The 12,186-nt window shown below is 43.4% G+C and carries 11 protein-coding genes and 1 tRNA gene; 10 read left to right on the top strand and 2 right to left on the bottom strand.

All coding sequences use genetic code 11. The annotated features are described in order from the left end of the window. The first annotated feature begins 573 nt into the window (after positions 1 to 573). From AC6RV6_RS04210 to AC6RV6_RS04165, 10 genes are all read left to right on the top strand, one after another. A complete protein-coding gene (locus AC6RV6_RS04210; RefSeq protein ID WP_500239157.1) occupies positions 574 to 1,458 on the top strand; it encodes a chemotaxis protein CheW in 885 nt (294 codons plus the stop codon). 407 nt (positions 1,459 to 1,865) lie between these two features. Continuing rightward, complete coding sequence (locus tag AC6RV6_RS04205; RefSeq protein ID WP_500239156.1) at positions 1,866 to 2,240, top strand: response regulator; 375 nt, start codon at positions 1,866 to 1,868, stop codon at positions 2,238 to 2,240. A gap of 212 nt (positions 2,241 to 2,452) precedes the next feature. Beyond that, positions 2,453 to 2,653: a hypothetical protein gene (locus AC6RV6_RS04200; RefSeq protein WP_500239155.1), complete on the top strand. Its 201-nt coding sequence runs from the start codon at positions 2,453 to 2,455 to the stop codon at positions 2,651 to 2,653. A gap of 591 nt (positions 2,654 to 3,244) precedes the next feature. Next, positions 3,245 to 3,979, top strand: coding sequence for a hypothetical protein (locus AC6RV6_RS04195; RefSeq protein ID WP_500239154.1), 735 nt, complete (start codon positions 3,245 to 3,247; stop codon positions 3,977 to 3,979). 38 nt (positions 3,980 to 4,017) lie between these two features. After that, a tRNA-Leu gene (locus tag AC6RV6_RS04190) sits at positions 4,018 to 4,085 on the top strand. Between the two features lie 136 nt (positions 4,086 to 4,221). Continuing rightward, positions 4,222 to 4,608 carry a 50S ribosomal protein L7/L12 gene (gene rplL / locus AC6RV6_RS04185; protein ID WP_500239153.1) on the top strand — a complete coding sequence of 129 codons (387 nt, stop codon included), beginning with the start codon at positions 4,222 to 4,224 and terminating at the stop codon, positions 4,606 to 4,608. Positions 4,609 to 5,016: 408 nt separating this feature from the next. Beyond that, positions 5,017 to 6,450, top strand: coding sequence for a hypothetical protein (locus tag AC6RV6_RS04180; RefSeq protein WP_500239337.1), 1,434 nt, complete (start codon positions 5,017 to 5,019; stop codon positions 6,448 to 6,450). Between the two features lie 167 nt (positions 6,451 to 6,617). Beyond that, entirely contained in the window at positions 6,618 to 6,887 is a 270-nt protein-coding gene (locus AC6RV6_RS04175) for a hypothetical protein (RefSeq protein WP_500239152.1), read from the top strand. Next, complete coding sequence (locus tag AC6RV6_RS04170) at positions 6,884 to 8,227, top strand: C45 family autoproteolytic acyltransferase/hydrolase (RefSeq protein ID WP_500239149.1); 1,344 nt, start codon at positions 6,884 to 6,886, stop codon at positions 8,225 to 8,227. The genes AC6RV6_RS04175 and AC6RV6_RS04170 overlap by 4 nt, the downstream gene beginning before the upstream one ends. An 18-nt stretch (positions 8,228 to 8,245) precedes the next feature. Next, positions 8,246 to 9,604, top strand: coding sequence for an alpha/beta hydrolase (locus AC6RV6_RS04165; RefSeq protein WP_500239148.1), 1,359 nt, complete (start codon positions 8,246 to 8,248; stop codon positions 9,602 to 9,604). 80 nt (positions 9,605 to 9,684) lie between these two features. On the opposite strand, the gene AC6RV6_RS04160 is transcribed toward AC6RV6_RS04165, so the two are convergent. Together AC6RV6_RS04160 and AC6RV6_RS04155 are read right to left on the bottom strand one after the other, a co-directional pair. Beyond that, positions 9,685 to 11,367 carry a GldG family protein gene (locus AC6RV6_RS04160; protein WP_500239147.1) on the bottom strand — a complete coding sequence of 561 codons (1,683 nt, stop codon included), beginning with the start codon at positions 11,365 to 11,367 and terminating at the stop codon, positions 9,685 to 9,687. Between the two features lie 24 nt (positions 11,368 to 11,391). After that, complete coding sequence (locus AC6RV6_RS04155) at positions 11,392 to 12,177, bottom strand: ABC transporter permease (protein WP_500239334.1); 786 nt, start codon at positions 12,175 to 12,177, stop codon at positions 11,392 to 11,394. Positions 12,178 to 12,186: the final 9 nt, after the last annotated feature.

Raw genomic sequence — 12,186 nt, 5'->3', positions numbered from 1 at the left:
ACCAGAATCGAGCGTAAAATTAAAATGCAAAATCTAAGACTTGCTAAAGCAACTTGAGAATAAGAGTAGATGAAAAAATACTTTTGTTCTCACTTCTTTACTCAATCGCTCTAGCTCGCGGCTAAGATATTTTCCAAAGATTTGTGTTTCAAACATTTATCCGAACGGGATCGATAAAATCCTATGGACAAACTTCAAATGAAAATCAAAATTCTCATTCTTAGATATAAAACTTAAGCTGTTAAAGAAAAATCATTGAATTTAAGTATTCTTGATTTATATCCTTTACTTAAGCTCTTTTAACAATCTCTTTAAAAGAAACCTTTGAAAAAAGCGATGATTTTTTACGATCGCTTCAGGGAAGACAAAAATCAGTCTTTCCTTCCTGCAATTATGGGTTATTTATTTCTCATTCTGCCCAAAGAGTGCAAATGAGTATAGTAAATCTTGGAAACCCTTAATATAAGATTAACACAACTAATCTCACTCGTGAAGAATTTGCAAAAATTTTTTTTTATTTTCAAGGTGACGCGATCGCGTTAAAACTAGAAGAGATGAGGACGAGCAAATAAGATGATGAGCCGGCAAGTCGAATTGGAACAAAAGCGAATTTTGCAATTGGTGCGCGAAGGCAATCCCAAGGCGATCGCATCACTCTTCAATCATAAACTCAAAGCCAAAGGCATTACCGCCCGAGTGGCATGGCAAAGCAATATTCTTGTGGTCAACCTCGAATCGGAAGAGATTCCCGATCGCCCCTTCAGTTTAGCCATTATCGCCAAAGGATTAAAGCGTCTGCGAATTCAATCCCTAACGGGGGCGGAGATTGCCGGATATATTCAAGGTCAAGGACAACCTGCTTGGCAAGAACACATTGAAATCGATAATACCCGAGTCGCGATCGATCTGGAATCTTGGTTAGAATCGGGTTCTTCTCTGGATGACTCGATTATTGAATTTTCTTTGGAAGAATCAAGACCAATCGAGATTGGAAGAGGCGATCGCAATCCCTCTGCTCCTATACCTGAAGAGAAATTTTTAGGCTGTCAAATTGCGATCGAAAATACAGCCTTATTCCCTGTCGAAAATATTCAAGAAATTTTGCGAATTCGTCCGGCGCAAATTCTCTCCATTCCAGATATGCCAGAATTTGTCTTGGGGATCTATAACTGGCGAGGGGAAATGCTATGGTTAATCGATCTCGATCGCCAATTGGGATTAGGAGATTTGCCCGAGTCCCTAGCAGACTCATTGAATATTATTGTCGTTCGCGTTGAGAGCCGAGTTTTAGGGTTAGTCGTCAAGGGCGTTGATGAGATCGAATCTCTTGCTATCGAGGAATTTCAATCTCCCGTCGGTTTATTTGCACCTCAACTCGAACGTTTTATTACGGGATATCTACAACAAACCGGGCGCGTCATTCTCAATCCGCAAACAATTCTCAGCCTTGTGAATTAGCCGGACGAGAATGAGCAAAAATAGCCGCTTGAGTCCGAATCATTCTCAATATTGCTAAGTTTTAATAACTCGCATTTGGAGCGGATAGCCCCCAAAAGATTTCTGCTACAATATTTTGTAACTCGCTACCGCCCGATAGCGGGTCATTGCGCTAAGTTATTTCACTAACTCAAGCCAACGTGGGGTAGAAGCAGGCTAGTTTTTTACAGGCTAGTTTTTCCTTAGCGTAATCATTGTTCAATCGTCTTGCAAGCATCTACAGTCCTAAAGGGCATGGGACCCAAGTCCCAAAAAAAAACAGAGGACTCCTGCCTCATGGGGGATAAAGCCTCTTCAGTCTAGAATAAATTCATCGGAAAACCGACCAGAAAGATTTTCAACCCAAAAAAAATGGGGCAAAAGAAACCATGAGTACGATTTTAGTTGTTGAAGATAGCCGAACTCAGCGCTGTATCATTTCTCAGTGGCTTGCAAGCAGAAATTTTACTGTGACTTCAGCTAAAGACGGCATCGAGGCAATCCAAAAAATCAAAAAAGAACGTCCCGATGCAATTATTCTAGACATCATCATGCCCAAGCTCAATGGCTACGAGTTGTGCCGCAAACTCAAGTCTCATCCCGCCACAAAAGATATTCAAGTCATTCTCTGTTCTTCCAAGTCTACCGAGATCGATCGCTATTGGGGTTTGAAGCAAGGCGCAGATGCCTATCTCGTTAAGCCGTTTAAAGCACACGAACTCATTACTACAGTACAGCATTTACTGAACCTCGATCAGGAGTGATATTCAGTCACCAGTCACCAGTCACCAGTCACCAGTCACCAGTTATCCATTCAACGCAAAACACCATCAAAAAATTTTTTCTATCTCCTTGACAAATCCGTAACATACTTGTAGTATGTGGTCATGGGAATAAAAAAAGGAACACAATCCAAGAGATTCCCGGTTTTTAAAAACTTGTTGAATGATTAAAAAGAAGGATAGAGGTAAAGACAATGGTTCACATTCGTTTTGAAGGTCGTTCTTACGATGTAGCCGAACCCCAAGTCAATATTAACACGGGAATGAATGATACTCAAGTGAAAGAGCGACTGGCACAGTATTTTGATGTCCATCGCGATCGCCTTTCCGATTACGTCATCGATCGCCCGCAAAATGGAGATTTGATCGTTCGTCCAGAAGCCGTTTACGGTTAAGAAACTCAATAATTGTTCAATGGTAAAGGAATATTCCCGCGCCCTAACAATAAAAGCGTACACACTTCTCCTGTAAAGAGGATAATGTGGGTTCGAATCCCACCTAGTGCATCTATGCGCTAGTAGCCTAAATGGAAAAGGCATCTTGTGAAACTCACTTTTTAAACTTGCGCGGGACATATCAATTATCAATGAACAATTATCAATAACTGATAACTGTTTACTGATAACCGATAATTGATTTAAGCCCGCACCCTAACCTCGCGTAGCTTACATACCTTGTTTAATCCATTGGTCGCAGGTTCGATTCCTCGCCAGCCGCGTTCCGTGCGGTTGTAGCTCAGTGGTAGAGCGATGGACGTGTGAAAAAACAGCTTTGCAAACTTGTGCGGGTTTATTTCAATCATCAATTAATTTTGTATCGATTTGCGAAATTTATCTTTCCATTCTATTTGCAATTTTGACAATATCTGGAGGTGATAATGATGCTTCATTGTTTAACAAGTTTGAATTTAATGAGTGATTTGCAGAGATTAGTGCGATCGCGAGAAAAATCATGTTATCGAAAAATCTTTCATCTCAGATTGAATTGTGAGCGAACATCGTTTAGATCGAATTGTTATCGAACGCCCTCGCAGTGGCTTGAGAGTTAGCTGCAAGAAAGTCAAAGGGTATAAAAAAGCCCTCGATCGCATTACCCGAGAAGCTAGCGAAGATGGGCTATTAAAGCCTTTTGTCATTAAGAAAAAACACTGGCGATCGCGCTATTTTTCCGACCATCTTTCCCCTTTATATCGTTGGCTTCGTTCTTACATCGGACAACCTTGGAATATCGTTTATAGCGAACTTTGCTATCGACTGGATACCAGTACGCTTTCCGGGCAGCATATCCTTTCTCATGTTTGGGATTTTGTCGAACAGGATGTCATTATAATTGATGGAATTCCTTATCGAAAAGCGGCTCGAAGTTACAAGCGATCGCGATTAGACGACTATTGCTGGAGAAGACGAGAAAATCTCTACATTCATCCAGAAACCGGTATTCTTTGCCTTGCCAAGAAACAGCCTCGGATCGAGGAAAAAAAGCGGGATGATATCGTGGAATGCGATCGCGATCGACAATATCGCAAAATTGACGGAATTTGGTATCTTATTTCTTTTCAAGTTCTTCCTTTAAAAAGACAACCCTTTGATATTTTGCTACAGCGAAAAATTAGCGATCGGCAAGCCTTAAATGAATACGGAAAAAATATTTACGCTTTTCATAGAAGGCACTGTACAAAAAAGGAAATTAAAGCTATAATGAAACAGATGCAACCGAAATAAAGAATTTGATTTCGCGCCCTAACATTGATAGCTTACATACTAGCCGAATGGTAAGGCACTTGACTCAAGATCAAGCGATTACAGGTTCAAATCCTGTGTATCTCCAACAGCTTTCTTAACTTGCGCGAAATCTTGATTTTCTCTCAATTTTAAATTTCCTTCAATCTTCAGAAGCAGAACAATAGCATCAAAAATAAATTCATATTCGTTCGCCGATTATTGAACTCGGGGAGGTGAGTCAAATGTCTGCAAAAGTGATGACAATTATCGAGCAAATGAAAACCTTAACCTTGGTTGAAGCTGCCGAACTTATCAAACAAATTGAAAAGAATTTTGGCATAGACGCCTCCCCGATGAAAGTGAAATTTATCTCGCCCATCAATCGGGATATTCAATCCAAACCAGAAGATTTTCAAATGGTCGATGTGGTTCTCGAAACCGCACCGAAGAATAAAAAAGCAGCAATTACCCGCGCCGTTTGGAATGTCACGGGATTGGGCTTAAAAAATGCCAAAATTTTGGTTAATTCTACGCCCAGTATTGTCAAGCAAGCCGTTACACCAGAAGATGGTTTAAAAATTAAAGCCAATCTCGAATCTTTCGGCGCAATTATTTCTCTAAAATCCTAGAGAAGCACATCTGCGAAAGACCAATAAAATTTGTGCCGCGTCCCGATCGCAAAGGCATACATACTTCTACCAAAAGTACGGTGCGCTTAGAAGTTAGCGCTGCGAGCCCGAGCCATAAAGCGGGAGCCTTTGCAACTTACGCGGCCTGCCATTCTTGACATCAACCCAAGTCAAAAGTTATACTGGCAGATGTCGCCGCGCCCCAAGATAGAGGGCATACATACTCGACTCTAAAATCGATAACAAAAGCCCTCTAAACTTGCGCGGCCACTTTTCAATTATCAATGAGAAAAGTTACCCATTCACTGATAACTGATAACTGATAACTGATGACTGAAAAAGGCGACACCTGCCTCCCTAGATTTCCCTACAATCACTAAGGAGGTAGCTCAAATGACCACTGCAACGATGAATAACACCGAACGAGATTTGCGTTTGGAAATGCTGAATAGCTTGCTGACGACTCCTCACCGTAAGCTGGAAGATGTGGCAGAAATTCACAAAACGATTATCGAACTCGACCCGCTCTTTTATGGTCGCTTAGCAGCTTGGTACGGCAAAAACGGGGACGTGCGCGATCATAAGGAAGTTTTTACCGGAAACTTGCTCGCGAGTGCCTTGATGGAGCATCGAGATGCCGGATTTATGATGTTGCAAGATTTTCCTCCCTACCAAGTGGCGAGGATTGTAGACTTTATGAAGCAACATCGGAATAAAATGCCGCGATCGGCACGAACTGCGGTGCGTCGGTATCTGCGTCACCGGGAAGCGAAACCAGAATTCTTCGATCGCGCTGCTTTGCGAGGTCGGAAAGCCATGAAACACCTGTATGCGACCCTGCACATTAAACCCAACCCTCGCGCCGATGCCATCTTGTTTAAAGATGCGCCCCCTGCTGGTAGTTTGGCTTATGCAGTAAAAATGCTGGCTAAAGCCGATACTCCCACAGACCAAGCCCGGGCGATCGTCGAGAATAAGATTCCTTATACTGTTGCGATCGGGGCAGTGAAACAAGTAACTCCTGTAGTATTGGTGGCACTCATTAACGCCATGAGTCCTCAAGAGACGATCAACAACCTCAAATCTCTCAAAGAACGCGGCGCGCTGGAAAACCCAGATGTGAAAGCGTTGATCGATGAGAAATTGGAGGCGGCGAAGTCTAGCAAGCGAGTTTCGGCTTTGAAAGGTAAGGTTGCGGCGGAGGCTGCTGGCTTAGATGCAGAAACCACCGCGAAGTTAGAACAAGTGATGGACGCACAAGTGAAGCAAAAAGGGTCAATTAAAAAACCCACAGCTTTACTGGTGGATAAGTCGAGTTCGATGGATGCGGCGTTGGAAGTCGGGAAGCAAATTGCCGCTTTGATTTCCGGGGTTGTAGAGGCGGATTTGTTTGTCTACGCTTTTGACACGATGCCCTACCCGATTACCGCATCAGGTCAGAACTTGAGTGACTGGGATAAAGCCTTTCAACACTTGCACGCAGGTGGGGCAACGAGTATCGGTTCTCCAGTGGAAGCAATGCGCTTGCGGAAACAGGTGGTAGAACAGTTCATTGTGGTCACGGATGAAGGGGATAACACGGCTCCTTACTTTAATACGGCGTTTGCTGCATACTGCAAAGAGTTAAACGTAAAACCCAACGTCGTTATCGTTAAAGTCGGTCATGCTTCTGATTTCGTAGAACGCAAATTGCGATCGGAAGAAGTGCAAATTGATACGTTCACTTTTAGCGGGGACTACTACTCGTTACCGAACTTGATTCCGTTGTTGTCTCGTCCTTCTCGGTTGGAGTTGTTGATGGAAATTCTGGAAACTCCTTTACCGGTGCGGAACGATCGATAAATTTTCTAGGGTGGGTGGAATACCTGCCCTTTTTTATGGGTTATAACTTTTGCCCTAATCCGAATTTTGGCAGAGGGTATTGAATTGATGGAATCACAAAAAGGCTGTTGCAATAAATAGTATGATTCTTGAAAGGCGATCGCATTTCCGATGATGAGGACAAAGTAATGAGTCAGACAATCCGAATGACAATTCAGTTTATAGATGGGACAAGTCAATCTTTTGAATGGGAAGTAAAGCCTGAAGAAACCCCAGCCGTAAATATGGTCAGCAAACTCCAAAAAGGTCTTCTAGAAGACTATCTTTTGCTAGAAATGGGAGACAAATTTACAATTATCCCCAAATTCAATATTAAAACTATCGAAATTAACGCAGTCCCTCCCAAATTACCACCTTCCACAATTCATGGCGTTCGCTTAGTCGAGGAAAAATCTTGAAACCCTTTCACTTATTTCAAAATTTCCTTTTTGCTGGCGCGATCGCCGCGATCGGAATGTTGGCATCGCCACAAAAATTAGCCGCGCAAACCTCTCCAGAGGCTTCCATGCGTTGGCAACCCGAGCAAGGAACATGGCAGCCCGTTCCTTCTCGTCGCGAAGACTATGGCAAAATTAAGGTGGTTTGGTTGAAAGGTACGCCCTATGAGATGGGCTATCAACACGGCACATTATTACATGATGAAATTGCCGCCCTCGGAAAAGAAATCATTGATTCGCTGAACTTCTTTGGTCGAGGACTGGCTCTCGGTAGACTGGCACGCAAACGCTCTTTTCCCAATGTCATCGAAGAATGTAAAGGCTTGGTTGCTGCCACTGAAGATATTGGCATGACCTTAGATGGTTGTATGGTTCTCGCTCTTGGGGATGTTTACCAAGAATATTTTACCTATTTAGCCCCCAATATTCTCTTTAATGATGGCTGCGCTCATTTTATTGCCTTTGGCGATGCGACTGCTGACGGACGGATGTATCACGGTTGGACGCTAGATAATGATGGTTCGCCGATCCCTTACTGGATCGACCATCCCACGATTCTTGTGCGCCAGCCTAATGATGGTATTCCCCACGCCTTTATTACCATTCCCGGTATGGTTTGGCCGAATGCTGGATTTAATGCTGAAGGAATTATTATTTCGAATAACACCTCTCATCCTCGGGATTATGGCGATCTCTCCTTGCAAGGCAAAAGTACAGTGCAACTCATGGCACGAGTGACACAGTATGCGAGAAACTATGAAGAAGCCTATGCTATTATGAATGCTTACGAACGAATGCGATCTACACTGGTCATTATTTCTGACGCAAAATCCGAACGTGCGGGAGTATTTGAACTTTTGGGGACAGAAATGGGAGTGCGGGAGTTGAATCAGAATGGACTCCTCTATATGACCAATCATTTTGCCGCACCAGAAACAGAAGGTCGAGATAGTTCCAGCGAATCGAGTTTTAATCGTTTCAGAAGTTTTCAGCAACTACTAGAACCCAATGGATCGCGATCGCATTATGGCAAAATCAACCCAGAAACCACCGTAGAAATTTTGCGCGATCGCATTCACTCGGAAACGGGAGAATTTAGCCCCTTTGACGTTTTTGATAATAATGCCAGCATTGGCGGTAATGGCTCTTTGCGTCAGGTAGTTTTCGATCCTCAACGATTGCTTTTTTGGGTGGCTGCTGGAGAAGTGCCGATCCCGGAAAATCCCTTTACCTGTTTTTCTCTAGGGGAAATGCTCGGGCTTCCCGGTGCTGAATCCTGCCCGTCTCCTGCGATCGATTAAATTAAAGAGATTCAATTTATGTTTTCTGTATTCCGAGGAAAGAAATTTTCAATGCGATCGCGTCTCAAAGAGTTAAGCCGAAAATATCTCGCACCTAGTTTGTTTCTGTCTGCGATCGTTCTTTTTAACTCTGTCGCAAGTGCCACGGCTGCGGAGACTGTCTTTTTAAGATATCAAAACATTACGGCGACATTGCCTGTTAGTGAGATAGAAGAGTTTGCGACAGAAGGCGAAACGTCTGAAGCATTGCAAGCCTTCTTGGATCGTACTCCCTTATCTGCCGACCTGATGGCAACCCTCCTCGCCGATGAAATTCCCGATACGGGTATTCCTCTCGGTCCGACGGATATTCAATTTTTGCTCTTCCAACTCAATAAACTGGTTGGAGATCCGTTAGAGCGAGAAAATCTGAATTCGTTAGGTCAAGCGCTCTATTCTGCCTTTTTAGATAAAAATATGTCCGTTTTGGAACTCGTCAAACGCTATCCAGAATCAGAGGTACGCCTAGATTTAGGACGATTGAGCCGAGTTCATCGGGATATCGATCTTTTTGTACGACGACTCTCAACCCTGTTTAGTTTTTTCGAGGATCTTCTTCCCGATCTTGTTTGTGAATGTGAGGAAACGATTTCTCGAGAAATTTCCTCATCAAAGGAGAATCTTGCGATCGCTACAGTTAAATCTCAAAAATCGAGGAACGAATCATCCTGTAAGATTTCAGACGATCTGAGCTTAGCATTAGAAATAATTGAGAAAGAAGTCTGGTTAAAAGACTCTGCAACCCCAGAAGAAGCAATACGATTGGCTCAATTTTCTTCTCCTACTTTGCTCTCGCCTTATCGACCCTCTCGAACAGCAGAAGAAATAATTTTAGTCTTTGGTCCGCTTCGTTTCAACTTTTCTATTGCCGACTTAACGACCTTTGCTGAAACCGGTAAAGTTCCTCCCGGTTGGCGCTTTTTTATGGCACAGGCGAATTTAGAGCCGGAAGATTTACAAACGATTCTAACTTCAGAAACAAAATTAGAGTTTGCTTCAATTAATCGCATTCTCAAAAGTCTTCTCGGTGAGTATGCTTTATTTCAACTAGGACAGGTGATTCACACGCCTTCAAGCAGTGCGAATGTTCAATCTATTCGGAGTGCCGTAATTTTCTCCATTCTTGATGATGGTAAAATCTCTTTGCTGGAATTCTTGGGAAACTTTCCCACCCAGCAAGTCATTATCGAAGGAGAAAAACTCCTCGGGTTGGGAAAAAGTTTACAAGATAGAGGACTTGTTCCTTCAATAACAGGCAATCTTGAAGATTTGCTGGTAGAAATTCAAGTCGCGATCGCAGACCAAATTTGTAATTGCAACGATCTCAATTCACAATAAACGACTATCCAACAAAAGATTCTGATGTTTTTGTGACCAGTCAAAAAGTCTATTTTTTCATTTAAACTATAGTCATTTTCTCATCGTTTTACCCACCAAATGGCCCCAGCTCCCACAAAAGCGCATAAAGGAAAAAAGGCGATCGCAAGCCAGCCTAATAATGCGGCTAATTCGGGTGATAAATTAATCCGGCGATTGGACAATTCTTTCGGACGAATTGATAATAATTGTTCATCTTCATTCGCCAGCCATTTAACAGAATTGAGGAATACATCGCTGTTAAATTGTTGCTCAAACCAACCATTGGTGGCAAAACTTGAATTCCCAAAAACAACCATTCTGACTTTAGGCGAATTGTCTTCTTCCTCGTCTGAATCTGTTGTCTTAGTCTCTGTATCTTCTTCGCTAGATTCTTCTGTATTTTCTTCCTCTTCTTGGCTTTCGGTTGACTCTGAATTTTCGTTATCTTCTGCTGCTGATTCTAAAGACTGTTCGAGGGCAACCCCAATATTAATCGGCCCGGCTAAATCTTCCTCGGGATCGAATTCGAGGGTATCCGAAGTTAAGTCTCTTTCAGCCCAGCTTTCCTCATTGGTCATCACAAGAGGGACAGCTTCAATATCATTTTTATCTTCAATAATAATGGGCGCAGATAGGGGATAAACCGAGAAGCGATTGTTAAATTCAAGAGTAATAGGATGAGTGCCGTAGCGGTTGACTAAGGGGGTAGTTGGGCTATAACCGATCGCACTTCCCGTTCCCGAAGCATCGATCGCCAGACGAGTATCGAGTTCAATTCCCCATGCTTCTAAGAGGTCATTTAAGCCTGCATTACTATTGGGAGGTAACAAGAGAAGTAGTCCGCCGCCCTGCTTTAAGTAGTCTTCCACGGCTTCTCGTTCGCCAGTAAAGAGCGGTCGTTCTGGAGAAGCGATCGCCAGCACTGTTGTATCTTCGGGAATGTCAGATTCCCTACTGAGATCGAGAGGTTCGACAATGTACCCCCGCTCTTGCAAACTGGTGACAGCTTGAGAAAGTCCCCCTTCGATCGGTTCTAAAGGTAATTCCCCATGACCCTGCAAAAAGTAAATCTTGGGAGTGCGATCGCGCAATATTTTCTCGATCCCATTGGTAATCTGAATTTCCGAGAGAGGCTGTCCTTGCTGGCCTTCTCGTAAGGTTTGTACTAATTGCGTTTTGTTCCCATAATCTAAATGAACTTCTCCGCGTTGTTCTACCCCATAACGTCGAGATAAACCGATCTCCACTTGCGGATCGACAAACTCATACTCAAAATTGGGACTCAATTTCCTATAGCGCTCGAGCAGGTTGCGATCGGGAGGGGTGAGAGTAGGTTCAAATACCCAAACTTTGAGGGGTTGAGTTAAATTTTTTACCAGTTGTTGCGTTTGAGGTGCAAGGGTAAAAAGCTGGGTTTCGGTAAGATCCCAACTTTTGCCATAACCTACGGCCAAGAAATTCAAGCAACCGAGAATAACAATAAACGCGATCGTCGCGATCGCGGCATCGCTTCCGGCTCGAGTGGAACGTTTTTCCTGAAGCCCTTGAAATTTTCCGCCCCATAATCCCGCACTCACTAAAGTTATAAAAATTCCCAAAACCACCAAGAAGATTGTCAAGAACGACCAACTTCCCTGAGTAAATCCTGCCACCAAGGCGGCTGTGGTAACGAATAAACCCACCCAAAATAGATATTTCCACAAGCTGCGATCGAAGCGAAAGTGTTGGACGAAGTTTTTCATCGGTAATGAGCAATCAATAATGGGTTAGGAGCGCTGAAAGCGTAGAGCTTCGATAGACTGAGCGGTGAGGAATATTCCTAGGATAATGTAACTGGCAAAGAGTGCCAAACTGCCCAAATCAAAAACCCCTTGCAGGAGAGTATCGTAATGTTTGATGAGGGAAAGATGAGTGAGAATTGCTGCAGTGGATTGGGGAAGGCGATCGGCAATAATGTCTAGGAGGGAGAGAAAGAGGACGAGTGCAAAGGTGACGAGTGCTGCAATGAGAGAACTCGCGGTTAAAGAGGAGATGAACATTCCCAAGGACAGAATTGAAGCGGCCAAAAGAATCAATCCCAGATGAGCGAGTAAAGGAACGGCGGCCGGAAAGCTGGGATCGGCTGCACTGAAAGCGATCGCTTCGCAAATTACGATCGGGACGAGCAAGGTGATATAAAATGTCACCACTCCCAATAGTTTTCCAAGGGCAATAACCCAATTAGAGATCGGAGAAGTTGCCAATAACTCTAAGGTGCGTCGCTTGCGTTCGTCTGCATAGAGTCCCATAGAAAGAATCGGCAAGATAAAAGATGAAATCGAACCAATCGTACTTAAATATCTAACCAAGAAAATATAAGCGACATCTACAGACGGCATCGGCAAACCTAATTGTTCTCCGGTCGCCACCTCTTGAATGACTCCCCTCGGTCCGAGGAGTAAAAAGACAAAGACAAAACCCGACAGCATCCAGAAAACCCCCGCCACGATATAAGCAAGGGGAGAGGCGAAGTAGCTCTGCAATTCTTTACGGAAAATCGCAAAAACCAGCATGAGTTGTTT

The sequence above is a fragment of the Spirulina sp. LEGE 11439 genome (assembly GCF_059821285.1).
Note: the sequence above shows the minus strand (reverse complement) of the source record. Positions and strands in the feature narration are given on the sequence as shown.

Excerpts from the sequence above, each read along its gene's own strand:
- AC6RV6_RS04210 (WP_500239157.1), top strand. The coding sequence starts at position 574 with ATGATGAGCCGGCAAGTCGAATTGGAACAAAAGCGAATTTTGCAATTG.
- AC6RV6_RS04205 (WP_500239156.1), top strand. The coding sequence starts at position 1,866 with ATGAGTACGATTTTAGTTGTTGAAGATAGCCGAACTCAGCGCTGTATC.
- AC6RV6_RS04200 (WP_500239155.1), top strand. The coding sequence starts at position 2,453 with ATGGTTCACATTCGTTTTGAAGGTCGTTCTTACGATGTAGCCGAACCC.
- rplL (WP_500239153.1), top strand. The coding sequence starts at position 4,222 with ATGTCTGCAAAAGTGATGACAATTATCGAGCAAATGAAAACCTTAACC.
- AC6RV6_RS04180 (WP_500239337.1), top strand. The coding sequence starts at position 5,017 with ATGAATAACACCGAACGAGATTTGCGTTTGGAAATGCTGAATAGCTTG.
- AC6RV6_RS04175 (WP_500239152.1), top strand. The coding sequence starts at position 6,618 with ATGAGTCAGACAATCCGAATGACAATTCAGTTTATAGATGGGACAAGT.
- AC6RV6_RS04165 (WP_500239148.1), top strand. The coding sequence starts at position 8,246 with ATGTTTTCTGTATTCCGAGGAAAGAAATTTTCAATGCGATCGCGTCTC.
- AC6RV6_RS04160 (WP_500239147.1), bottom strand. The coding sequence starts at position 11,367 with ATGAAAAACTTCGTCCAACACTTTCGCTTCGATCGCAGCTTGTGGAAA.
- AC6RV6_RS04155 (WP_500239334.1), bottom strand. The coding sequence starts at position 12,177 with ATGCTGGTTTTTGCGATTTTCCGTAAAGAATTGCAGAGCTACTTCGCC.